Source organism: Solwaraspora sp. WMMD406, assembly GCF_029626025.1.
Lineage (GTDB): Bacteria > Actinomycetota > Actinomycetes > Mycobacteriales > Micromonosporaceae > Micromonospora_E.
The window spans coordinates 2,346,864-2,368,544 of record NZ_JARUBF010000001.1 but is presented as its reverse complement, the minus strand read 5'-3'; the positions used below and the strand labels follow the sequence as shown (position 1 = coordinate 2,368,544).

The following is a 21,681-nucleotide window of genomic DNA, read 5'->3' as shown; positions in this document are numbered from 1 at the left end:
CCGGGTACGCGGGACGAACCGCGTACCCGGGCCCCGGCTCGCCGGCTGGCTGGGGAGGGTCAGCGCGCGGCGGCGAGCTGGGAAGGCCGGCTGGCTGGGGTCAGCGCGCGGCGGCGAGATCGGCGCAGTCGGTCTCGTCCGGCAGCAGCGGCCGCAGGGTGACGGTCCAGCGCTTGCCACCCGAGGTCCACGGGGTGGCGGTGGTCGCGTCCGCCGCCACGGTCAGCAGCTCCGAGGCACTGTCACCAGTGACGGTGACGCACCCCAACTGCAGGGTCTCGGTGAGCGACTCACCGGGCAGTTCCGGGCCGGGCCAGGCGACCTCCGGCTGCTCGCCGAGACCCTCGTCGCCGGACACCCACGGCTCGGCGACCGCGGCGATCGCGGTAGGGGTGTAGGGCGCGGAGTCCTCGGCCGACGTGCCGGACAGCTCGGTCAGCGAGTCAGCGAACGCCTGCAGCTTCTGCCGGGCGGCGGTTTGCTCGGCGGTCAGCCCCGACCCGCCCAGGTCGGCCTCGCCCAGCGCGTACACCTCCAGCTGCTCGACGCCCTCCTCGGTCCGGACGGTGAACCGGGTCGACGCCGCGTCCGCGACCGGCGGGGTGCCCAGGTCCTGTTCGGTACCGACACCGGCGGCGCGCGCCTGCTTGACCAGGTCGTCCACCTGTTCGGCGCTGATCGTCTGCACCTGCAGGTTGGGCAGGGCCGGGCCGGGATAGACCAGGATCGTCGGGCCCTGGGTGATCACCCGGCCATCGGCGTACACACTGATCATCGGCAGTCGGGTGGCCAGCATCGCGGGGGTGGTGAAGCCCCCGGTGTAGTCCACCCGCAGCACGAGCGTGTCGGCCGGCAACGAGGATCCGCCAGCGGCCGCGTCGCCCGACGAGTCGACACCGGCATTCTGTCCGCACGCGGCGGCGAGCAGCAGCAGGGAAACGGCGGTGACCGCCACCCGTACGCCTCGAATAGTCGTCATACCCGCTGAGACGTGGCCGGATCGGGTACGGTTCCCCGCTCGATCGAGATCCTTGAGATCTTGCCGCCGTCGATAGCCGACCGCTCACGGGTGCCTACCGGCCCGATAGCCGATGTCTATCGGCCCGGCACCGCCGGGGAATCCGTGGCGACGACGTGGTCGTCGGTCAGCCGGCGCTGCGCCGGCACCGCGCGGTGCGCGGTCGCCAACACCAGCGCTGTCACCATCGCCGCCGTGCCGGCGATGCCAGCGGCGCTGCCCGCGTACGCCACGAACAACCGGCGTCGGCTCAGATCGGTCAGCGGTACGCCGATGACCTCGTTGGTGAACACCATGGCCAGCCCGGCCACCGCCAGGGCCGCCACCCCGCCGATCACCAGCAGCGCCAACGAGGTCGGATGCCGGTCCCGCAGGCGTACCTCGTGATCGTCGCGTTGCCCGAGCGCCAGCACCAGCATGGCGGCGGCGGCCCAGGCCCCGACCACCAGGATCGCCGCCACCGCGTCGCTGGGCCGATGCCAGCCCGCGGACAGGGTGGCCACCCCGGCGATCGCGGCGTACGCCGCCGCGATCAGTGCGCCGACTCCGCGCAGCGCGGCCGGCAGGACCAGCATGAACGCCACCGCCACCGACGCCGCTACGGTCGTGTGCCCACTGGGCAGGCTGTTGTTGGTGTAGGCCTCGTATGGGTCGATACCCAGATCCGGCCGGCCGGTGCCGTACTTGACCAGCTGCGTCGTCAGGTTCGACCCGCCGATCAGCACGGTCGCCACCACGGCGAGCAGGACCCGGCCACGAATCAGCGCGATGAACCCGATCACCCCGGTGGCCAGCGCCAGCGAGGCGACCGAGACGACGCTGAGTACGGTGCTCGCCGGCGCGTAGGTCTCGTCCTGCCCGATCGAGTTGCCGGTCAGCGCGATGGTGTCGAGGAGTTGGCCGCGCGGGGTCCGGACGAAGAACCACCAAACCCCAACGAAAGCGGCGGTCTGGGCGGCGGCCAGCAGAAAGCACCAGACCACCAGGAGCATCCTGTCCCAACCGCGCATGCCTTCACCGTATCGGTCCTTGATCACCGAGTTCGGGCGGCGGTCAGAACCAGCCGGTGATCCAGTTCCACGCGCTGACCACCCATTCGGTCTGCCGCAGATAGGCGAAGCCGACCGCGATGAGATAGGCCCCGGCGACCATGTGCGCCGCCCGGGCGGTACGCCGTACCCGGCCCAGCTGCCGTTCGAGCACCACGCGACCGATCACCCGGCACAGGGCGAACAGCCCCACCCCGACCAGCAGGGTCAACAGGAACGTCAGAACCGGGCTGACCAGGTTGCCCCGGGCCGAGATCGCCCAGATCCCCCAACAGACGAAGGCGAACAGCCCGCCGAGCACACTCCACTCGCCGCCGCGCCGCAACTGGGCGAGATGATAGCTGATCGGCTGGCGTGGGGCGGCCGCCCGGCCGTCGGACCATCCCGGACCCGCCGCGTCCGGCCAACCGGTGCCGGTCGGCTCGTGCGGTGCGGTGAACGTCTCGGTCGGTGCGGTGGCCCGACCGACCTGCGCCACTCCCCGTTGGAAGATCTCCGCGCCGTCGCCGCCCGCGCCCCCGGGGTCGCCACCGGGCCGGCGCTGCGGCGGCACCTCGACCGTACGTTCGGCCCACGGAGTGTTCTGGTCTTGCATGCTTCCTCCCCACGGCTGCGGGCGGAACCCCGTACCGCTTGCCCTCACATCCGAGCGTAGCGAGCCGGCAAATTGGTCGCCGACCCGCCGCCGATCGGCTAGACATGCGGGGTGACCGATTCCCCGCTGCCCATCCGGGACGGCCTGCCGCAGGATTTCGCACCCGCTCTCGACCTGTTGCACGCCGCGTTCCACAACAACCCGGATCCCGACCTGACGGAGATCGAACGTGGCGTCTACGAACCGGCACGGTCACTCGCCGTCGTGGACGACGGCCGGATCGTCGGTCACGCCGGGGCGTACACCCGGGAGTTGACCGTGCCCGGCGCGGTGGTGCCGGCCGCGCACGTCACGATGGTCGCGGTCGCCGCGACCCACCGCCGACGAGGGCTGCTCACCCGGTTGATGCGGCGGCAACTGCGGCAGGTCCGCGACCAGGGCCGGGAGCCGATCGCCGTGCTGTGGGCCAGCGAAGGCCGGATCTATCCCCGGTTCGGCTACGGGCTCGCCGCCGAGCGGCTGATATTCGACATCGACCTTCGTGAACTGCGCCTGCCGGCCGACGCCGGCGACGCCCGACTGCGCAGCGGGGATCCCGACGAACTGCGACCGGAGATGGCCACGGTCTACGAACGGCTACGTCCGGGCCGGCCGGGGTGGTCCAGCCGGGACGACCGGTGGTGGCGCAACGTGTTGGCCGACCCCCCGGCCCGGCGGGAAAGCCAGACCGCGCTGCGCGCCGTGCTGCACGACGGGCCCGGTGGGGTCGACGGGTACGCGCTGTGGCGCTCCCGGGGCGGCTGGGACACCCGGGGGCCGAAGGCACATGTGCAGGTGATCGAGGTGGCCGCCACCGAACCCCCGGCGTACCTCGCGTTGTGGCGGTTTCTGACCACGATCGATCTGAGCCGTAGCGTCGGCTACTCGTTCGGAGCGGTGGACGAGCCCCTGATCCAGCTGGTCGACGAGCCGCGCCAGTTGGGCGCGACGCTGGCGGACAGCCTGTGGGTCCGGCTGGTCGACGTCGCGGCGGCGCTCGAAGCCCGCCGGTACGCCGCAGCCGTCGACCTCGTGATCGACGTCACCGATCCACTGGTGCCGGAGAACACCGGCCGGTGGCGGCTCACCGGCGACCGGGAACGCGCCAGATGTGTACCCAGCACCGAACCAAGCGATCTGGCCTGCGACGTCCGCGATCTGGGCGCGGTCTATCTGGGCGGGTCGTCGCTGCGGTCGTTGGCCGACGCCGGACTGATCCGGGAGCTTCGTCATGGCGCGGTGGCCGAGGCGACGATCGCGTTCGGCTGGGACCGGTCCCCGGCCGGAGTCGAGATCTTCTGAAACCCGCAACCGCCACGGTACGGTCGGCGGATGGCGGATTCCGAACGACGGCGGCGCCGGCATCGGCACAGCACGACGAGTGCCGGGCCGGACTCGACCACGAGTGCGGACGTACCGGACGCGCTGGCCGCTGACGGACCCCCGGCGACGACGGGTGGGATCAGCGCGACGACACCCGAGGTGCACGACTTGGAGCCGGACGGAGTCGGCGGCGTGGGTGGCATCGGGGACAGCGGCACCGGGTCCGGCCCGGTCGGCACGCCCCGGCGGCCCGATCCCGGATCGGCGCATCGACCCCGCCGTCCAGCGGCGTCGGGTCCGTCCGGGTCGGGTCGCCCGGCCGGTGCCACGGGTACGGCCGGCGGGCACCATGGTGCCGCCGAGGACCGGGACACCGATCGCGGGCTACGCGGGCTGGTCGGCTCCGGCACGTCGCAGGTCAGCCCGGGCGCGGCGCTGCGGGCGCGGGACGCGTCCCGGCCGAGCGAGGCGGACCTCGCCGCCGCCGAGGACCTGACGATCGTCCGGCGGCACTGGGTGCCGCGCGAGGAACTCCCCCGCCGGGGCGGCTGACCGTCCCGCACCGCCCGTGGTCAGGGCAGCGGCGGGAGCTCCCGGTCCACCTCGTACGCGGCGACCTGGGCGATCCGCCGGGCATGCCGCTCGTTGCCGGAGAAGCCGGTGGCCAGGAACGCTTCCACCAGGGTGGTCGCCTCGTCGAGGGTGTGCTGGCGGGCGCCGAGAGCGACGACGTTGGCGTCGTTGTGTGTCCGCGCCAGCTGCGCCGTCTCCAGGTTCCACGCCAGCGCCGCCCGGACCCCGACGACCTTGTTCGCGGCGATCTGCTCACCGTTGCCGGAGCCGCCGATCACCACCCCGAGACTGCCGGGGTCGGCGACGACCCGAGCGCCCGCGTGCAGGCAGAACGCCGGGTAGTCGTCGTCCGGATCGAACTCGGGTGGTCCGACGTCAATCACCTCGTACCCCTGTTGAGCGAGGTGGTTGACCAGGTGCACCTTGAGCTCGTAGCCGGCGTGATCGGCTGCCAGGTAGACGCGCATACCCGCAGTCTGTCAGCGTCGGCTCGGCCGTGGCACACCCGGGTCAGCAGATCTCCGCGTGGGGGTCACGCGATCTCCGCCAGCGGATCAGGCGATCTCCGCGAGCACCAGGCCGCCACGCGCCTTCGGGGTGAACCAGGTGCTCTTGCGCGGCAGCTTCTGGCGGGCCAGGTTGACCGCGACGAAGTCGGCCACGGTGACCGGGGCGATCAACACCGCGAGCTCGGCCCGCCCGGCGTCGACCTCGGCGGTCAGCCAGCCGGCCGGATAGTCGCCGCCGACGTAGGTGATGCGCTTGTCGCCTGGGTCGAGGCCGAGCACGCCGCGCAGCAGCACCCGCTCCACCAACGCGTGATCGAGGTTGTCCACCAGGTCGCCCGGCCCGGCCGGCAGGGTCACTGTGTAGCCCCGCCCGGCCAGGTAGAGGGCGACCGCGCCGCCCTGTACGGGCACGGTCGGCTCCCCGGCCAACGGTTCCACCGTCGCCCCGGCCGCACGCAGCCCGGCCAGCACCTCGTCCGGGCTGTGGGACAGCTCGCCGACCAACCGGTTGTACGGCTGGATCGACACCGACGGTGGGGTGGTCACCACGGCGAGGAACCGGGGCAGCTCACCGAGTTGGGCGGCGAGACTGCGGTGGTTGCCGTCGGCGACGACCAGATCCCCTCCGCCGGCCAACGCGCAGAGCTCGTCCTGCAGCTCGCCCGGTCCGACCGGCCAGATCGCGTGTGTCCGGCCGGCCTGGTCCAGGTCGGTGGCGGCCGGTGCACCGGCCGCGTCGCAGGCCTTCGCAAGCGTGACGTGCAGTTCGTCGCCCCGTCCGGTCTGCAACAACAGCACCGGTGAGAGCAGGTGTCCGACTGCCTCGGCCAACGCCACCCGCTCGCGGACCTTGGCGATGAACACGTCCTCGTTGCGGATCACCAGTCCGGGCTCGTCCGGCTTGGTGGAGATCTGGTCGGTGTCGACCATGACGAACAGGCCGTACGCGGCGGTGTCGCTGGCGGGTTCGGTGATCCGGTAGAGGACGACGACCCGCTCCGCCGGGGTGTAGCTGCCGTCCTGGCGGGCCTCGGCGAGCCGCTGGGCCGCCGCCGGCAGACAATCCAGGAAGGAGCGGCCGAGGCTCTCCGGTGCCAGGTGCGGCATTTCCACGGCGAGCGCGCTGTGCGGGTTCGCCGTGATGATCGAGGTGATTTCGGCGTCGTTGGCGAACTCGTCGTAATTCTGCGCCCCGGTGTCACCGGTGGTGATCCAGGCGCGGGGAATCGGGTGCACAACCGTCATGGCGCGGACGCTACCGGCGGCACCCGCTGTGACGACCGATACATCGGTGGTGTCCACCCGCTGGACGCCCCGTCGGCGGAGGTCGGCTCGCCCGGTCGGCTCGCCCGGTCGGCTCGCCCGGTCGGCCCGCCGGGCGGCCCGCCGGGCGGTGCGGACTCACCCGGCGGGCCGACCGGCGGCACCGAATCACCCGACCGGGGTCGGTCGGCGGTGCCGCCCGCCGCCGGTCCGGGCGGCCGGCACCACCGGCTGTTGCGGCGCGGGCAGGCCGGCGGCCTGCCCGGTGCGGGACTCGACCCGGTAGCGGCTGCTGTCGTGCGATCCCCACACCCGAGCCGCGATCGCCTCGCGCAGCACGGGCAGGTCCCAGTAGTCGGAGTCGATGTCGACCAGCATGTTGACCTCCGATGCGGTGGTGTGGGCCGGCGAAGTCGGCCGGCGGGGTGAACATCCTGGGCAACGACCGGGACTGCGGCCGGTCACGTGCGCCGTGCGGCGACACGCCGAACGTCGTGAAGTCGCCGTACGGCCGCACGTTCACCTGCTGATCGCCTGCGACTGGCTGTGCAGCGCGCCGCTGATCCGGGTCAGTCGAAGGTGGGAGACTCGTTACGGGAACGCTTCAGCTCGTAGAATCCCGGCGTTCCGGCGACCAGCAGTACGCCGTCCCAGAGCCGTCCGGCCGCCTCGCCCTTGGGCGCCGGGGTGACGACCGGCCCGAAGAACGCGACCGGGTCGGTGCCGTCGGAGTTCGGGACGTGGATCACCGGCGTACCGACGTCCATGCCGACCGGAGCCATGCCGGCCGAGTGGCTGGCCCGCAGCGGCCCGTCCCACTCCGGGTCGTCGGCCAGCCCGGCCAGCGACACCGGCAGGCCGGCTTCGGTCAGGGCGGCCGAGTACAGGTCCGGACCCAACTCCTGCTTCTCCAGGTGGATCCGGTTGCCGAGCGCGGTGTACAGCGCCCGTACCGCTTCGTCACCGTGCTGTTCCTGCACCGCTACGCTGACCCGGACCGGACCCCACGCCCGTAGCATCATCTCGTTGTACTCCGGCCCCAGGTCACGGCCTTCGTTGAGCATGGACAGGCTCATCACCCGGAACTGGACGTCGACCGGGCGGACCTGTTCGACCTCCAGCAACCAGCGCGAGGTCAGCCACGCCCAGGGGCAGATCGGGTCGAACCACATTTGGACGGTCTGTCGGTCGGACATCGGACTCCCTCTTTCGGTTTGGTCGGGGACAGTCACCGTTACCTGGCTTCCTTGGCTGGACCGGGCCAACCTACCCGGCGTCCGAAATGTGGGCCGGCCTCGCCAAGTGTTCATGACGTGAAAGACTTGTCCGCACGGAGTCATTCCCAGCTGGCTCCGGCGCCGTCGACGCCGACGGCAGCACGATTCGGACGGAGGCACACGGTGGCTGGAGTGCGCAATTTGACCCAGGTCGAGGCGGCTGAGCGGGCCCGCCTGCTCGAGGTGACCGGGTATGACATCCACCTGGACCTGTCCGCCGCCGGCAACGCCACGGACAACCGGGTGTTCCGCTCGACGACGACGGTCACCTTCCGCTGCGCCGAACCGGGAGCGAGCACCTTCATCGAGGTGGCGGCCGACCGGCTGCACACCGCGACGCTCAACGGACACCCGCTCGACGCGGCCGGCTGGTCTGCCGAGGCGGGCCTGCCCCTGCCGGACCTGGCCGCCGAGAACACGTTGGTCGTCGAGGCCGACTTCCTCTACTCGGCGAGTGGGCAGGGTCTGCACCGCAGCGTCGATCCGGTCGATGGCGAGACCTATCTTTACAGCCAGTTCGAGACCGCCGACGCGCAGCGAGTCTTCGCCTGTTTCGACCAGCCCGATCTCAAGAGCGTCTACACCTGGCACGCGGTCGTGCCGGCACACTGGCGGGTCATCTCCAACATGCCGGTCGCCAGCGAACAGCCGGCCGACACAGGTGCCGGTGCCGGCACCAAGACGGTCCACTTCGCCGAGTCCGCGCGGATGAGCACGTACATCACCGCGTTGTGCGCCGGCCCGTACCACGAGGTCCGGCGCGGCCACGACGGCGTCGACCTGGGCTACTTCTGCCGGGCCAGCATGGCCCAGTACCTCGACGTCGACGACCTGCACCTGATCACCACGCAGGGCTTCGACTTCTTCCAGGAACAGTTCGGGGTGCGCTACCCGCTGCCCAAGTACGACCAGATCTGGGTGCCGGACTTCAACGCCGGGGCGATGGAGAACTTCGGCGCGGTCGTGCACGCCGAGGCCCATTACCTGTTCCGTTCCCAGGTCACCGACTTCGAGTACGAGCAGCGGGCCAACACCGTGCTGCACGAGCTGGCCCACATGTGGTTCGGCAACCTGGTCACCATGCGCTGGTGGAACGACCTGTGGCTCAACGAGTCGTTCGCCGAATGGGCCAGCCACTGGTGCAACTCGGAGGCGACCCGGTTCGCCGACGCCTGGACCACGTTCCTGTCGGTCCGCAAGAACTGGGGCTACCGGCAGGACCAGCTCTCCTCCACCCACCCGGTCTACTGCGAGATGCCCGACCTGGCGGCCGTCGAGGTCAACTTCGATGGCATCACGTACGCCAAGGGCGCCAGCGTGCTCAAGCAACTGGTCGCGTACGTCGGCCTGGACGCCTTCCTGGCCGGGCTGCGCACCTACTTCCAGCGGCACGCATGGGGCAACGCGACCTTCGACGACCTGCTCACCGAGTTGGAGGCCGCCTCCGGCCGGGAGCTGCGCAAGTTCGCCGCGCAGTGGCTGGAGACGGCGCAGGTCAACACCGTACGGCCGGAACTGACGGTCGCCGCCGACGGCACGTACCAGCGGGTCACGGTCTGTCAGGAGGCGCCGGCCGGACATCCGACCCTGCGGACGCACCGGATCGGGATCGGTCTCTACGACCTGGCAGACGGGGCGCTCGTGCGGCGGCAGCGCATCGAGGTCGACATCAGCGGGGAACGTACCGAGATCGGTGAGCTGGCCGGTCAGCGCGCCGCCGACGTACTGCTGCTCAACGACGACGATCTGACCTACACCAAGCTGCGGCTGGACGCCGGGTCGATGGCCACGGTCGTCGGGCACATCAGTGGCTTCGACTCGTCGCTGGCCCGCGCGCTGTGCTGGGCGGCGGCCTGGGACATGGTCCGCGACGCCGAACTGGCGGCCCGCGACTACCTGGCGCTGGTGATCGCCGGGCTGCCGAACGAACGGGACATCAACCTGGTCACGGCCACGCTGCGGCAGGCGACCAGCACGCTGACGTTCTACGCCGCCCCGGACTGGGCCCCACAGGGTTGGGCCGAGCTGGCCCGTACGGCCAAGGCGGCGCTGCAGGCGGCGGCGCCGGGCAGTGGATTCCAGTTGGCCTGGGCGCGCAGCTACGCGGCGGCCGCCCGGGCCGACGACGACCTGGCGGTGCTGCGGGGCTGGCTCTCCGGCGGGGAGGTCGTCCCCGGGTTGACCATCGACACCGAGCTGCGCTGGACGGTGCTGCAGGCGCTCGCCGCCAACGGCGCGGCGACGGCCGAGGAGATCGACGCCGAGCTGACGCGGGACCGGACCACCAGCGGCGAGCGGGAAGCCGCGCTGGCCCACGCGTTGCTGCCCGACCCCGCTGGCAAGGCGGCGGTGTGGGCTCGGCTCACCGGCCCCGACACCCTGCCCAACTGGCAGCACCGGGCGCTGCTGCAGGGCTTCCAGCACTCCACACAGATCGCGTTGACCGCGCCGTACCGGGAGGCGTTCTTCGAGGCTGCCGGCCGGATCTGGGCCACCCGGGACAGCGAGCCGGCGCAGGAGTTCGTGGTGCTCGGCTACCCGGCCCTCCAGGTCAGTGAGGAGACGGTGGCCGCCACCGACGAGTGGCTGGCCGGCGAGGGTCACCCGGCGCCGCTGCGCCGGCTGGTCGCCGAGGGCCGCGACGGCGTGGTCCGCGCGCTGCGGGCCCAGGCCAAGGACGCGGCCGCCGCCGGCTGACCTATCCCGAACGCGAACCCGGAATCGGACACCGATTCGACCGTCGTGCGCGGCGTCACATCCGTGGCGCCGCGCACGCCGCTTTCCGGACCCGGTCGGGGTCCGGCGTCGGCATCCCTCAGTCGTACGTCCGCATCTGGTAGATAGCGACGCTGCCTTCGCCGGAGTCGATCTCGGCGAGCGTCAGGCGGTCCCGGCGGACCTGGATGGTGCCGCCACCGGTGCTGCCGCTGTCGATCCAGACCTTCACCACGCTGTCTTCCGGAAGTTGGCGCGGGCCAACCACCAACACGTGCGCCATACTGTTCTACCTCTCCTGTCCAAAAGGAACGTCGAGTACGTGATTGATCCGGACGGGCCGGTGCCGCTCTATCGGCAACTCGCGGACGAGGGCCAGGTCCACGTGGTCAATGGGCGGGGCGTCTTTGTCACGTCCCGCTGACCACCCAAACGGAGGTACGTGACGCGCTGGCAGGTCCAGGAAGCCGAACAGAGGTCAGCGAGGTGCTTCGCGCGGCCGAGCGGGGCGAGCCCCAGATCGTGACGAGGCACGGCGAGGAGGTGGCCGTGGTCGTCGACATCGCGGAGTACCGCCGACTACGCGGCGCGCAGACCAGCCTCATGGAGTACCTTCGCGGCGATCCCTGCCTGGACGACGACTTCGAGATCGAGCGCCAGCGGGATCTCCCCCACGACATCGACCTGGTCGGGTGACCATTGGTGCAACAGGTCCTCGACCCCCGACGGTACGGGCGCGCGTCGCCGCAGGTGCTGCGGTAGACGGTCACCGACCGGACCGCCTCGTCCAGGCCAGGAACCGGGTAAACATCTCCCCCGGCGACGACTCCGCCGGCAGGTCTGCGATCGCCTCCACCATCCACTCTGCCGCGTACATGCTGCGGGAGATCGGATCCAGGTTGACGGTCAACTCGGCTCGGGCATACGCGCACGGCCAGTCGACCAGCGGACCGCACCCCGAACACGACCAGATCGGCCGTACCGGCACATGCAGCACGTCGCCGGGTGCGGTCAGCGGCGGCTCGCCCCCGACTGGTGGCGACCCCACCGCCGACCCCGCGCCCTTGCCCGTGACGGGGGTACGGCCGGCCAGGTCCGCTCGATCGGCGCCGTGCAGTCCCGACACGTCAACGTCTGCCCGCACACCGAACACCACCGATGCCGACACCGACACAACCCGAACCCGCCGATCACGCCAACGAGCAGACCGGCCACGATCGCAAGAAACATCCACAACACTCCTCCAACAGCCACTTGATCGAGTTCGGTACAGCGATTTCGTGCGCGGCACGACTGCCCGTCACGGCGGTAGACGTGCGGGCGATGGATCAACGACATGGTCATCCGCCTGTGATAGACCCACACTGGACGATGCTGAGCAAAAGCTGCAGGGGTAGGCTGTCGCCTGATGGCTGTAGGCAGCGACGGGCGACAGCGGGGAGGCCGCGATGACAACGCAGCCAAGGACTACCGGCGAAAACGACTCGGCCGACTTCGGTGGTACGCTCCGAGCACTCCGGGTCGGACACGAGTGGTCACTTCGCGATCTCGGCGAAAAGATACGATTCAATCGTGGCTACATCGGGAAAATAGAGCAAGGCGACAAGTTCCCCGACCGACAGTTCGCCGAACTTGCCGATCGGGCATTGAACGCCAACGGATCCCTGACAGCCGTATGGCAAGATACAGCTGAGGAGCGACGAAAAGCTCTGGCGACAGGACGACTGCTGACCGCCTCCACCAAAGACTCGTTGAAGATGATCGCAGCCGTGGAGGAGTCCATGGACCTGGCCGATCTCGAACGAGCCACCACCCAGCTTTCGATTGCTTACCTCGGCACCGCACCGGCACCGATGCTGCGTTCCGCTGTAGAGCTTCGGGGCGATGCCTTACGCCGGCTGCGAAGCCGTCAGTACCGACCGAACGAGTTGGCCGATCTGTATCAGATAGCGGGTCGCCTGCAAGGCGTTCTCGCGTACGCCGCCCTCGACCTCGGAGATTCGGCGGTAGCCATGACACACGCGGACGCGGCTCTGGTCTGCGCCGAAAATTCGGGTGATCGCGAGCTCCGAGCCTGGGTGCGGGGAACTCAAAGCCTGATAGCCAGGTTCGATAGCGACTACAGCCGAGCCCTGGCGTCCGTCACGGACGGGCTCGCGCACTCAACTGTCGGTGTGAGCCGACTACGCCTGATCTGCGGGTACGCCCAGAGTAAAGCGAACCTTGGGGACTCGGCCGGCAGCAACCGCGCCCTCGACCAAGTGCAACGCGAGCGGGAAAAGTTGATCCCGAAGGCTTCGGAGCACGGGATATTTGCCTTCAGCGAAGCAAAGCAACACTATTACGCCAGCAGCAGCCTCATCTGGCTGGATGGAGCCTCAGACGCAGACAGGGCGATCCGAGAATCAGCCGAGGCAATCCGGCTCTGGGAAATCAGTTCCGAAGAGGATCGATCACTGGACGACGAAGCGCTGGCGCACGTGTACCAGGGCACCGCCTACCTGAAGGTCGGCAGGCTGGACGAAGCCGCAGCCGCCGTACGTCCGGTGCTCAATCTTCCGCCGGAGCGCCGAATTTCGTGGATCCATAAACGTATCGGACGCTTGGCCGACATGCTCGGAACCAAGCGATTCGCCGGCACCCGGAAGGCCGATCAGTTGCGGGCCGAGATCCGCGCCTTCGCCGAGACCGGGTAGCGTCCGACGCCGGGCTGCCCTGCATGAAGCCCTCTCAGACGGACTCCAGAGATATTCGACGCTTGACGGTAGGGCGGTAACTACACTGCTCAACGATCCAGCATGGAACAATGAAAAGCTGTTCGCCTTGCTGCAAGGACTGCGCCGGCTGAGTGAAATTGGTGGTGGGCGAGTGGAAATACCCAAAATCGAGTGGGAGTTGCACTAGTCATGACAGATAAATGGTACACCGGAAACGCTGAAGTTGATGGAGTAGGCACGCGGGGGTGGCTTCTCGGCCACTTCTTGAAGGAATCGAACGGCGGTGTTCGCGCGACTGAGGCCCTCGAAGTCAAGTGGGGTATTCATCCAGAGGGCGAGCGGCGGGCTGAGTGGGTCTCCGGTGACGAGCGAACCACTCTGCTTGTCCTAATTCAGGGTCGCTTCCGTCTAGACCTGTCCGTCGGGAAGATCGTGCTTGAACGTCAGGGTGACTATGTCGTGTGGGGGCCGGGTATCGACCATTCATGGCAGGCGGAACAAGATTCCGTGGTCTTGACGGTGCGTTGGCCCTCCATCCCGATGTGACCGCTCCCCGTCACATCCGACACCACTGCATGCCGCGCCACGCTGCGTCGGTGCCGCCTCAGCCAGCACCTGCTGTCGGTGCCTGCCACTCGGACCTGCACATCCTCGACGCGCCAGCCGGCGTTCCCCACCCCGATGACCCTCGGCCACGAGATCGCGGGCCGGGTCGCCCGACTCGGAGCCGGGGTGACCGGCTGGTCGGAAGGCGACGCCGTCGCCGTCTACGGCATCATCGGCTGCGGGACCTGCCGGGCCTGCCTGCGGGGGCTGGAAAACAGTGCCGCAGGGTGCCGATCGGCGGAATCGGGCTCAGCCGCGACGGCGGGCTCGCCGACTACGTGGTGACACCCGCGTCCCGGCTGCTGCCGCTGGGCGGGCTCGACCCGGTCCAGGCCGCCCCGCTGACCGACGCCGGGCTCACCCCGTACCACGCGATCGCGCTGCACCGCGACGTGCTGCGGCCCGGCACCCACGCCGTGGTGATCGGCATCGGCGGTCTGGGACACATGGCGGTGCAGATCCTCTCGGTCACCACCGCCGCCACGATCATCGCGGTGGACACCAGCGACGCCGCGTTGCGGCTGGCCAAGCGGATGGGTGCGCATCACACGGTGCAGGCCGGTCCGGCGGCGGTCGAGCAGATCCGCGAGATCACCGGTACGGCACCCGACGGGGCCGACGTGGTGCTCGACTTCGTCTGCGTGGACACCACCCTCGACACCGCCCGGCAAGTGGTGGCGACCGGCGGTCATCTGACGCTGGTCGGCCTCGGCGGCGGCACCCTGCACATGACGGCCACCGCCGCCGGCCCGCCACCGGTGCCGTTCGAAACCAGCGCGGTCGTCCCGTTCTGGGGCACCCGCGCCGAACTGGCCGAGGTGATCGCGCTCGGCACGCAGGGGCTGCTCCGGGCCGAAGTGCAGACCTTCCCGCTGACCGAAACGGTACGGGCGTACCAGTCGCTGCGCGACGGGGAGATCCACGGTCGAGCCGTAATCGTCCCCTGATCGCCGCCGATCAAGCGGTCAGGCCCGGCCGGCCCGCCGATCAGGCCCGGCCGGCCCGCGACGCCATCTGGTCGATGCCGCTGATCAGACCGCCGGCGAGGTCGCCACCGCCGAACGCAGCCACCATGGAGAGCGCGGCGAGCTTGCTGTCGCGGTCCGGAATCCGCTTGCGGGCCTCGGCTCCCGTGACGATCTCCAGCACCCGCTGGTTGGGCGAGACCGCGATCAGCACCGACTGATCAGGATCGGGCAACTGCCGATGCAGCGTCACCGCGTAGTCCCGGACCGGTTCGTCGAGGTCGCCGACGTAGAGACTGAACGTCAACCCGGTGCTGCGGTCGGCCAGCCGCAACGCTTCGTCGAGCCGGAGCAACTGCCGGGTGCCGAACGGTCCGGGCAGGGTCGCGGTCTGCCGGGTCGCCTCGCTGGCCTGCTCGTGGGTCTGCTCACCAACGGTCACTTGCGCCTCCCGTCGCACCGGGCCGAGTCCGACCGACCCCGGTCTGTGCGGCTACGGTCCCCGAACCGCCGATCGCCGCTGGTTCGCTGCCGGACGGCAACTCGGCCGCGCGGGTGCCCTGTGCGGGGTGGCCGGCCGAGACGTACCAGACCGGGCTGAACTCGAACGACCGACCCGGTCGGTAACGCCGGTCCGTCCCACCACGGCCGCCGATCATCGACAGACCGGTCACCACGAGCACGATGACCGCCGGGATCACGACGAAGTAGAGCAGCGTGCTGGTAACAGTCATCTCAACACCCCCCGGCATCGATTCAAGGGACTCCGCGTGTGTCCGGCGCGGACGACCTGGCAGCACCGCCAGCCCGCACCGGATCAGACGCCATCACGGTAGCGGAGCGGTCGGCCCGCCAGATCTCCGGGTGCCGGTGAGCTCCCCTTCGACGGCCCGGCCACGCCGCCGAATTCACCCGATTGACGGGCGTGGCGGGGGCGATCGCGGGAAACCGCCGCCACGACGCCGGCGGATCGGCGGTGTCCGCCGGCAGATCACGACCGGCCGGCGGGCCGGACGAGTGGTACGGCATTGCGAGGGAGACCATGCGCAGATCGAGTCATCCGGTCAGGGTGCTGACGAGCGTGGCCGCGGCGCTGCTGCTGGGAGCGGGGACGGTGGCGATCGGCTCGACGCCGGCCCACGCCGGCAGCACCTACGTGGAAGCGGATCCGAGCACCGTACAGGCGGGTGGCCGGGTCACCATCCGGGCCAGCTGCGGTGACGACAATTCCAGCCAGGCGACGGTCGAGTCGGACGCGTTCGGGCGGGTGATCGTCACACCGGAGCAGGGCGTCCTCACCGGCGCGGTGACCGTACCGGGGAGCAAACGTCCCGGCCGCTACCCCGTTGACCTGCAATGCCAGAACGGCAACACCGCGACCAACACGCTGACGGTGACCGGCACCGCGCATCCGACCCGGGGCCCGGACGCCGGCGGCGGGGGCACCGCCTCGGCCGGCACCGGCGTGGGTGGTTCGGCGTTCCTGGTCGGCGGGATCGCGGCGGTCGGACTCGGTGCCGGCATCGGGCTGATGGCGCTGCGCCGTCGTCGCGCCGACGAGGGCGCCTGACCGAGCGGGCAGGCGGGTAGATGGCCGTCCCCGCACCGACGGGTGGTCGGGCCCGTGGCTGGCTGATCGCGCTGGCCACGCAGATCGGTACGGCCGGCACCACCCCGCACACGGTCGCCGCACCGGTCACGACGTACGGACGGCCCCAGCCGGCGCCAGCCGAGCAGACAGAGCCGGCGCCGACGGAGCAGACAGGGCAGCCGCAGGCGGCGCCGTTGCCGGCGATCCCGGGCACCGCCCGGGGCATCGCCCGAGCACCGGTGCGCGGTGTCGCGGCCGTACCAGGTCGGGCCGGACCGACCCCGGGCGGAGCCGGCCGCCGGCCCGGACCGGCCCGGCCGCGCGGACGCGGATGGTGGGGCGTCGGCGGCGGAAAGCGACGGTCGGGGAGGCGTCCGGGGCCGGGTGGGAGCACCCGGCCGGGCGGCGCGGGGACGGGTCGCCGCCGCACCGGTGGCCGGTCGGGTTGGGGTCCGGCCGCGCTGGCCCTGGTGCTGTTCGGGATCTTCGCCGTCGGGATCGGTTTCGAACGGGTCACCGGAACCACGCTCGCGCACTGGTTGCCGGGCGGGCACCGGTCGCCGACGAAGGAGTACCCGGCGATGCCGGCCAGCGACCCGGTGAGCCTCGACATCCCCGCCCTCAACCTGCAGGCGGCGGTGCACGACGTGGGCATGACCGACGACGGCACCATCGAAGTGCCCGAGCTCGACCGGCACAACGAGGCCGGCTGGTACGTCGCGAGTCCCACCCCGGGCGAGAACGGCCCGTCGGTGATCGTCGGACATGTCGACACCCGGACCGGTCCGTCGGTGTTCCACCAGGCGGGCACCCTGCATCCGGGAGCGCAGATCCAGATCCGTCGGGTCGACGGGTCGGTCGCCGTGTTCGAGGTCAACTCGGTGGAGCGGTTCGACAAGTCGTCCCTGCCGGTGCAGCGGGTGTACGCCGACTTCAGCCGGCCGGGGCTGCGACTGATCACCTGCGGTGGCCGCTGGGTCGGTGGCGACACGGGATACGCCGACAACGTGGTCGTGTTCGCGTCCCTGGTCGACGCCCGGGAAGGCTGAGCCGCCCGGGAAGGCTGAGCCGCCCGGACGGGCGTCAGGCCGCGGCCTCGGCCTCCGACAGGTCGAGCCAGTCCGCCCACCGGGGATCCGGGGCACGGTGGCCGAGGACCCGCCAGGCCATGCCCTTCGGTGCCGCCGGCGTGGTCTGCAACCGCCAGCCCAGCTCCGCCGGCGTACGGTCGCCCTTGGCGTGATTGCAGCGGGCGCAGGCGGCTACGACGTTCTCCCAGACGTGCCGCCCGCCCCGACTGCGCGGGAAGACGTGGTCGATCGTCTCGGCCGGGCCTCGGCAGTAGGCGCAGCGCCAGCCGTCGCGGGCGAAGATCGCTCGTCTGGAGAGCCCGACGTGGGTGCGGTACGGTACCCGGACGAACCGGGTCAGGCGTACCACCGACGGAACCGGCAGACGGTGCCGGGCACTGTGCAGCATGCCTTCGCCGTCGGCGACGCACACCGCCTTGGCGGAGAGGACCAGGATCGCGGCCCGCCGGACCGAAACGACACACAGCGGCTCGTACGTCGCGTTGAGCACCAACGAACCGGAGCCCACCGTGGGTCGTATGTCAGGCATCCCGCTCACCCTCTCGGTTGTGGTCCTACCCGCTCCTAGTGACTGCCTGGTCTCGACGCGATCCGGGTGATCGACACGGCGATCCGCGCGGTCGATCACGCGTGGCGCTGGCGGATCGCCAGCGCCCGTGCGCCAATAGTCCCCGATAGATGACCCGAATGCACGTACTATTCGGGCCTGACACCTCGGTCGTTCGGCGGATGGCCTCGGGCGACGGCCCACTGGCCGGAGGTCGGCCACCCGTCGGTGCCGCCGACCTGGTGGGGTGCCGACCGGTCGGGGCGGGCGATGCGGTACGAAATGGCGGTGACCGTACTCGTGCCCGCCGTGGACGCCTTCCTGACCGGCTTGCGGTGGTGGGCGGCCGAGTCCGCCCCGGAACCCTCGGTCAGCCCGGAGTGCCCCGACGAGGATCCCGTCTGCAACCAGGTGTACGACTGGACCGGCCTGGACTGGCTGGCCGAGGGCAGCTTCTATCTGCTGGTAAAGCCGATCCGGATCGTCCTGATCGTGCTCGCCGCCGTACTGCTGCGTCATCTGTTGCATCGGGCGATCAGTCGGCTGGTGACCAGCACGTCGACCGTTTCCGGGCCGGCGATCCTGCGACCGCTGCGCGAGCGGGCCGCCACCAACGGCGTCGGTGCCGGTACCGGCGTCGGTGCAGATGCCGGCGTCGGCGCGGGCGTCGCTGCCCGTGCCATGCCGGAACGACGCCGGCAACGGGCCGAAGCGATCGGGTCGGTGCTGCGCAGCCTGGTCAGCGCGGTGGTCTTCACCCTGGCCGTACTCCTGGTGTTGGGGGAGATGAGCTTCAACCTGGCCCCGCTGCTGGCCAGCGCCGGTATCGCCGGGCTGGCGCTCGGGTTCGGCGCGCAGTCACTGGTGAAGGACCTCATCGCCGGCCTGTTCATGCTGCTGGAGGATCAGTACGGGGTCGGGGACACCGTCGACCTGGGCGAGGCGACAGGCGTGGTCGAGGCGGTCGGCCTACGGATCACGACTGTCCGGGACGGGCGGGGCGTGCTGTGGTACATCCGCAACGGCGAGATCATCCGGGTCGGCAACAAGAGCCAGGGGTGGGCGATGGTGGTGGTCGACATGCCCATCGGGTTCGCCAGCGCCGAGCAGGCCAGCGCGGTGCTCCGCAACGCCGCGCTGGTGGTCGCCGCCGACCCGGAGTTGGCCGGGCATTTCGTCGAGCCGCCCGATGTGCTAGGCGTCGAGCAGATCACCGTCGACGGGGCGGTGATCCGTACGGTGGCCAAGACGACCGCCGAGGGACAGTTCGTGGTCGGGCGGGAATTGCGCCGGCAGCTGGCCAACGCCTTGCAGACCTCTGGGATATCGGCACAGATGGCGGCGAGTCGGATGTTCCTGGCCCGTCCGTCCGAGACCACCGGGGCGGAGAGCGGTCCGGCCGACGCGACCTGAGATCGCTGTCGACCAGCCCAAACACCTCAACTGACGAGCAGGTGTCGCACGCCGTACGGTGAGTCGGATATCGTCCGTTCGTACAGTCAGAACGGCGACAAGCCATCCGTTCACACTAGCCAGAAGTCATCCGATCGGGCATGATCCGGGACGAGTGTCATCGGAGTGTCACCGCTACTTCGCTCAGCCGTACGTCCGGGACGTTCCCCGGCAGCAGCACCCCGCCACGAACGGGCCGCTGCCGAGAACGATGGAGGCGCCGTCCGTGTCCAAAGAGACACACACCGCCGGTGATCCGGCCACCTTCCGCGAGGTGTTCGCCGGAGACGAGTTCCGTTTCCTGTACGCGTCGGTGACGCTGTCCTGGATCGGCGACTACATCGCGAAGGCCGCTGTCACCGTCCTGGTTTATCGGGAAACCCAGTCGGTCGCCCTGTCTGCCGCCGCGTTCGCGGTCAGCTTCCTGCCGTGGCTGATCGGTGGGCCGCTGCTCACCACGGTCGCCGAACGGTACCCGTACCACCGGGTCATGATCACGACGGACGTGGTCCGGATGGTCCTGATCGGCTTGGTCGCGGTGCCCGGAATGCCGGTCTGGATGATGCTCGGCCTCCTGTTCTGCACCACCCTGGCCAATCCACCCAACCAGGCGGCGCGGTCGGCGTTGATGCCGCTCGTACTCACCGGCGACCGGCTGATCGTCGGACTGTCCCTGGTCGCCAGCACCAGTCAACTCGCCCAGGTCGGCGGGTACGTGGCCGGTGCGGCGATGGCCACCGCGAACCCGCGCGCCGCGCTGCTGTTCAACGCGGCGACCTTCGCCACCTCCGCGCTGGTGATCAAGTTCGGCATCCGGCCGCGCCCGTCGGCGCTGGCCCCCGACCGCCGGCAGCATCTGCTGCGCGAAACGGCCGACGGCTTCCGACTGGTCCTCGGTACGGGCGTGCTGCGCGCCATCGCGCTGCTGGTCTGTGCCGTCTCACTGTTCGCTATCGTGCCGGAGGGTCTGGCGGCGGCGTGGGCCGCCGAACCGGGAGTGAGCGAGTCCGAACGTGGCCTCGCCCAAGCGATGATCATGGCGGCCAGTCCGGCCGGTTACATCATCGGCGGGCTGCTGATCGGCCGGGTGGTACGCCCGGACACCCGTCGACGGCTGATCCGGCCGTTCGCGGTGATCGCTCCCCTCGCGCTCGTGCCCACCATGCTCGATCCCTCGCCGCCGGTGGTGGCGGCACTCGCCGCAGTCTGTGGGTTCGCGGTCGCCGGCCTGATGCCGGTCGCCAACGGCCTGTTCGTGCAGGCCCTGCCGCACGGATACCGGGCCAGGGCGTTCGGGGTGATCGCCACCGGCATCCAGGTCGCGCAGGGGGTGGCGGTCCTGATCACCGGTATCCTGGCCGATCGATTCGCCATTCCCACCGTCGTCGGGGTGTGGAGCCTCGCCGGAGTCGTACTGATGGCGCTGGTAGTCGTCCAGTGGCCCAGCGCGGAGCGCTTCGACGCCGCCATTTCCGCCGCCCACCAGCAGGGCGAGACACCGGCTGGCGCCGAAACCCCGGTGCGCACCGAGGCGGCCGCCCGGACCGAGCCGGCGGCGGCACCACCGCCGCGGCTGCCCGTCTCCCGAGCCCACGACGCCCGAGGCGCCCACGACGCCCACGACGCCCGAGGCGCCCGGTTCGACGGCGATTCCGGCGAACATCCGGCGACCGGGATCGGCTCGATGTGAGGAGCGCCGCACCGCCGACCGGCACCGGCGGACCGGCTGGCAGGATGGAACGGTGACAGTGCCTGATCCCGCCAGCGGCACCAGCGGCACCAGCGGTACGACGAGCGGCGGCACGGGCGGCACCCCGACCCCGGCGGCCGACGATCCCGCCGCCTTCTTCGTCGCCCTCGGTGGCGAACCTACGTTCCGCCGGCTCGTCGGCGAGTTCTACGCCGGTGTCGCCACCGACCGGCTGCTGCGGCCGATGTATCCCGAGGAGGATCTGGGACCGGCCGCCGACCGGCTCGCCCTGTTCCTGATGCAGTACTGGGGCGGTCCGGGCACGTATTCCCAGCAGCGGGGGCACCCCCGGCTGCGGATGCGGCACGCACCGTACCGGATCGGCGCGGCCGAACGCGACGCCTGGCTGACCCACATGCGCCGGGCCGTGGACAGCCTCGGCCTGCATCCGGAGTTGGCCGGTCTACTCTGGGACTACCTCGAACGCGCGGCGTACTTCATGGTCAACGACATGACACCGACCGCACCACCGGGTCGGGATCTGCCCGTACGGGATTGACGGAGAGCATCCCGCGCGGTGTGCCCGGCCTGCCACCCAGCGGGCAATCCCACTGGGTGGCGACGGCCGGGACCGACGGGCGTCAGAGCAGGCCGACGACCG

Annotated in this window: 23 protein-coding genes and 1 pseudogene; 12 read left to right on the top strand and 12 right to left on the bottom strand. The window is 70.5% G+C overall.

From position 1 onward, the window contains the following. Positions 1-100 precede the first annotated feature (100 nt). The 3 genes from O7632_RS10800 to O7632_RS10790 form a co-directional block, all read right to left on the bottom strand. Positions 101-979 (bottom strand): hypothetical protein, encoded by an 879-nt coding sequence (locus tag O7632_RS10800; protein ID WP_278113648.1) that lies wholly within the window; start codon positions 977-979, stop codon positions 101-103. Between the two features lie 116 nt (positions 980-1,095). Further along, the gene (locus O7632_RS10795) at positions 1,096-2,028 is read right to left on the bottom strand and encodes a phosphatase PAP2 family protein (protein WP_278113647.1); all 933 of its coding nucleotides are present in this window, start codon (positions 2,026-2,028) and stop codon (positions 1,096-1,098) included. A gap of 43 nt (positions 2,029-2,071) precedes the next feature. Next, complete coding sequence (locus O7632_RS10790; RefSeq protein WP_278113645.1) at positions 2,072-2,662, bottom strand: hypothetical protein; 591 nt, start codon at positions 2,660-2,662, stop codon at positions 2,072-2,074. Between the two features lie 111 nt (positions 2,663-2,773). Here O7632_RS10790 and O7632_RS10785 point away from each other — a divergent pair, with 111 nt between their 5' ends. Together O7632_RS10785 and O7632_RS32205 are read left to right on the top strand one after the other, a co-directional pair. Beyond that, positions 2,774-4,003 (top strand): GNAT family N-acetyltransferase, encoded by a 1,230-nt coding sequence (locus O7632_RS10785; protein WP_278113643.1) that lies wholly within the window; start codon positions 2,774-2,776, stop codon positions 4,001-4,003. Between the two features lie 294 nt (positions 4,004-4,297). Continuing rightward, a pseudogene (locus O7632_RS32205) lies at positions 4,298-4,576 on the top strand (hypothetical protein); the annotation flags it as partial. Between the two features lie 20 nt (positions 4,577-4,596). Here O7632_RS32205 and O7632_RS10775 read toward each other — a convergent pair. The 4 genes from O7632_RS10775 to O7632_RS10760 all read right to left on the bottom strand — a co-directional run bounded on the left by O7632_RS10775 (position 4,597) and on the right by O7632_RS10760 (position 7,565). Beyond that, positions 4,597-5,064 (bottom strand): ribose-5-phosphate isomerase, encoded by a 468-nt coding sequence (locus tag O7632_RS10775; RefSeq protein ID WP_278113640.1) that lies wholly within the window; start codon positions 5,062-5,064, stop codon positions 4,597-4,599. A gap of 87 nt (positions 5,065-5,151) precedes the next feature. Beyond that, positions 5,152-6,351 (bottom strand): DUF1015 family protein, encoded by a 1,200-nt coding sequence (locus O7632_RS10770; protein WP_278113638.1) that lies wholly within the window; start codon positions 6,349-6,351, stop codon positions 5,152-5,154. A 186-nt stretch (positions 6,352-6,537) separates the two neighbouring features. Beyond that, on the bottom strand, positions 6,538-6,747 hold the full coding sequence (locus O7632_RS10765) for a hypothetical protein (RefSeq protein ID WP_278113637.1): 210 nt from the start codon (positions 6,745-6,747) through the stop codon (positions 6,538-6,540). Between the two features lie 191 nt (positions 6,748-6,938). Beyond that, the gene (locus O7632_RS10760; RefSeq protein ID WP_278113635.1) at positions 6,939-7,565 is read right to left on the bottom strand and encodes a DsbA family protein; all 627 of its coding nucleotides are present in this window, start codon (positions 7,563-7,565) and stop codon (positions 6,939-6,941) included. A gap of 213 nt (positions 7,566-7,778) precedes the next feature. On the opposite strand from O7632_RS10760, the gene pepN reads away from it, so the two are divergent. Continuing rightward, entirely contained in the window at positions 7,779-10,343 is a 2,565-nt protein-coding gene (gene pepN / locus O7632_RS10755) for an aminopeptidase N (protein WP_278113634.1), read from the top strand. A 118-nt stretch (positions 10,344-10,461) separates the two neighbouring features. On the opposite strand, the gene O7632_RS10750 is transcribed toward pepN, so the two are convergent. Further along, positions 10,462-10,644: a hypothetical protein gene (locus O7632_RS10750; protein WP_278113632.1), complete on the bottom strand. Its 183-nt coding sequence runs from the start codon at positions 10,642-10,644 to the stop codon at positions 10,462-10,464. Positions 10,645-10,847: 203 nt separating this feature from the next. On the opposite strand from O7632_RS10750, the gene O7632_RS10745 reads away from it, so the two are divergent. Then, a complete protein-coding gene (locus O7632_RS10745; protein ID WP_278113630.1) occupies positions 10,848-11,057 on the top strand; it encodes a type II toxin-antitoxin system prevent-host-death family antitoxin in 210 nt (69 codons plus the stop codon). Between the two features lie 70 nt (positions 11,058-11,127). On the opposite strand, the gene O7632_RS10740 is transcribed toward O7632_RS10745, so the two are convergent. Next, on the bottom strand, positions 11,128-11,505 hold the full coding sequence (locus O7632_RS10740; protein WP_278113629.1) for a hypothetical protein: 378 nt from the start codon (positions 11,503-11,505) through the stop codon (positions 11,128-11,130). A 304-nt stretch (positions 11,506-11,809) separates the two neighbouring features. Between O7632_RS10740 and O7632_RS10735 the strand changes: the two genes are divergently transcribed. The 3 genes from O7632_RS10735 to O7632_RS10725 all read left to right on the top strand — a co-directional run bounded on the left by O7632_RS10735 (position 11,810) and on the right by O7632_RS10725 (position 14,631). Then, positions 11,810-13,057 (top strand): helix-turn-helix transcriptional regulator, encoded by a 1,248-nt coding sequence (locus O7632_RS10735; RefSeq protein WP_278113627.1) that lies wholly within the window; start codon positions 11,810-11,812, stop codon positions 13,055-13,057. Between the two features lie 702 nt (positions 13,058-13,759). Then, a complete protein-coding gene (locus O7632_RS10730) occupies positions 13,760-13,969 on the top strand; it encodes an alcohol dehydrogenase catalytic domain-containing protein (RefSeq protein ID WP_278113625.1) in 210 nt (69 codons plus the stop codon). Then, positions 13,912-14,631: a zinc-binding dehydrogenase gene (locus tag O7632_RS10725; RefSeq protein WP_278113623.1), complete on the top strand. Its 720-nt coding sequence runs from the start codon at positions 13,912-13,914 to the stop codon at positions 14,629-14,631. The genes O7632_RS10730 and O7632_RS10725 overlap by 58 nt, the downstream gene beginning before the upstream one ends. A gap of 40 nt (positions 14,632-14,671) precedes the next feature. Here O7632_RS10725 and O7632_RS10720 read toward each other — a convergent pair whose 3' ends face one another. Both O7632_RS10720 and O7632_RS10715 read right to left on the bottom strand, forming a co-directional pair. Continuing rightward, entirely contained in the window at positions 14,672-15,091 is a 420-nt protein-coding gene (locus O7632_RS10720) for a DUF5130 family protein (protein ID WP_278113621.1), read from the bottom strand. Then, a complete protein-coding gene (locus tag O7632_RS10715; RefSeq protein ID WP_278113620.1) occupies positions 15,078-15,383 on the bottom strand; it encodes a hypothetical protein in 306 nt (101 codons plus the stop codon). Before O7632_RS10715 ends, O7632_RS10720 begins: the two co-directional genes overlap by 14 nt. Before the next feature lie 308 nt (positions 15,384-15,691). Between O7632_RS10715 and O7632_RS10710 the strand changes: the two genes are divergently transcribed. Both O7632_RS10710 and O7632_RS10705 read left to right on the top strand, forming a co-directional pair. Then, complete coding sequence (locus O7632_RS10710; RefSeq protein WP_278113618.1) at positions 15,692-16,219, top strand: hypothetical protein; 528 nt, start codon at positions 15,692-15,694, stop codon at positions 16,217-16,219. 20 nt (positions 16,220-16,239) lie between these two features. Next, positions 16,240-17,289, top strand: coding sequence for a class F sortase (locus O7632_RS10705; RefSeq protein WP_278113616.1), 1,050 nt, complete (start codon positions 16,240-16,242; stop codon positions 17,287-17,289). A gap of 34 nt (positions 17,290-17,323) precedes the next feature. Here O7632_RS10705 and O7632_RS10700 read toward each other — a convergent pair whose 3' ends face one another. Beyond that, a complete protein-coding gene (locus O7632_RS10700) occupies positions 17,324-17,860 on the bottom strand; it encodes an HNH endonuclease (protein ID WP_278113614.1) in 537 nt (178 codons plus the stop codon). Positions 17,861-18,160: 300 nt separating this feature from the next. On the opposite strand from O7632_RS10700, the gene O7632_RS10695 reads away from it, so the two are divergent. From O7632_RS10695 to O7632_RS10685, 3 genes are all read left to right on the top strand, one after another. Further along, positions 18,161-19,291 carry a mechanosensitive ion channel family protein gene (locus O7632_RS10695; RefSeq protein ID WP_278119968.1) on the top strand — a complete coding sequence of 377 codons (1,131 nt, stop codon included), beginning with the start codon at positions 18,161-18,163 and terminating at the stop codon, positions 19,289-19,291. 250 nt (positions 19,292-19,541) lie between these two features. Next, complete coding sequence (locus O7632_RS10690; protein ID WP_278119966.1) at positions 19,542-21,020, top strand: MFS transporter; 1,479 nt, start codon at positions 19,542-19,544, stop codon at positions 21,018-21,020. A gap of 52 nt (positions 21,021-21,072) precedes the next feature. Continuing rightward, on the top strand, positions 21,073-21,579 hold the full coding sequence (locus O7632_RS10685) for a globin (RefSeq protein ID WP_278113613.1): 507 nt from the start codon (positions 21,073-21,075) through the stop codon (positions 21,577-21,579). Positions 21,580-21,681: the final 102 nt, after the last annotated feature.

Bases quoted from the DNA above. Each gene is read 5' to 3' on its own strand.
- O7632_RS10800 (WP_278113648.1), bottom strand. From the start codon at position 979: ATGACGACTATTCGAGGCGTACGGGTGGCGGTCACCGCCGTTTCCCTG.
- O7632_RS10795 (WP_278113647.1), bottom strand. From the start codon at position 2,028: ATGCGCGGTTGGGACAGGATGCTCCTGGTGGTCTGGTGCTTTCTGCTG.
- O7632_RS10790 (WP_278113645.1), bottom strand. From the start codon at position 2,662: ATGCAAGACCAGAACACTCCGTGGGCCGAACGTACGGTCGAGGTGCCG.
- O7632_RS10775 (WP_278113640.1), bottom strand. From the start codon at position 5,064: ATGCGCGTCTACCTGGCAGCCGATCACGCCGGCTACGAGCTCAAGGTG.
- O7632_RS10770 (WP_278113638.1), bottom strand. From the start codon at position 6,351: ATGACGGTTGTGCACCCGATTCCCCGCGCCTGGATCACCACCGGTGAC.
- O7632_RS10765 (WP_278113637.1), bottom strand. From the start codon at position 6,747: ATGCTGGTCGACATCGACTCCGACTACTGGGACCTGCCCGTGCTGCGC.
- O7632_RS10760 (WP_278113635.1), bottom strand. From the start codon at position 7,565: ATGTCCGACCGACAGACCGTCCAAATGTGGTTCGACCCGATCTGCCCC.
- O7632_RS10750 (WP_278113632.1), bottom strand. From the start codon at position 10,644: ATGGCGCACGTGTTGGTGGTTGGCCCGCGCCAACTTCCGGAAGACAGC.
- O7632_RS10735 (WP_278113627.1), top strand. From the start codon at position 11,810: ATGACAACGCAGCCAAGGACTACCGGCGAAAACGACTCGGCCGACTTC.
- O7632_RS10730 (WP_278113625.1), top strand. From the start codon at position 13,760: ATGACCCTCGGCCACGAGATCGCGGGCCGGGTCGCCCGACTCGGAGCC.
- O7632_RS10715 (WP_278113620.1), bottom strand. From the start codon at position 15,383: ATGACTGTTACCAGCACGCTGCTCTACTTCGTCGTGATCCCGGCGGTC.
- O7632_RS10710 (WP_278113618.1), top strand. From the start codon at position 15,692: ATGCGCAGATCGAGTCATCCGGTCAGGGTGCTGACGAGCGTGGCCGCG.
- O7632_RS10705 (WP_278113616.1), top strand. From the start codon at position 16,240: ATGGCCGTCCCCGCACCGACGGGTGGTCGGGCCCGTGGCTGGCTGATC.
- O7632_RS10700 (WP_278113614.1), bottom strand. From the start codon at position 17,860: ATGCCTGACATACGACCCACGGTGGGCTCCGGTTCGTTGGTGCTCAAC.
- O7632_RS10695 (WP_278119968.1), top strand. From the start codon at position 18,161: ATGGCGGTGACCGTACTCGTGCCCGCCGTGGACGCCTTCCTGACCGGC.
- O7632_RS10690 (WP_278119966.1), top strand. From the start codon at position 19,542: ATGGAGGCGCCGTCCGTGTCCAAAGAGACACACACCGCCGGTGATCCG.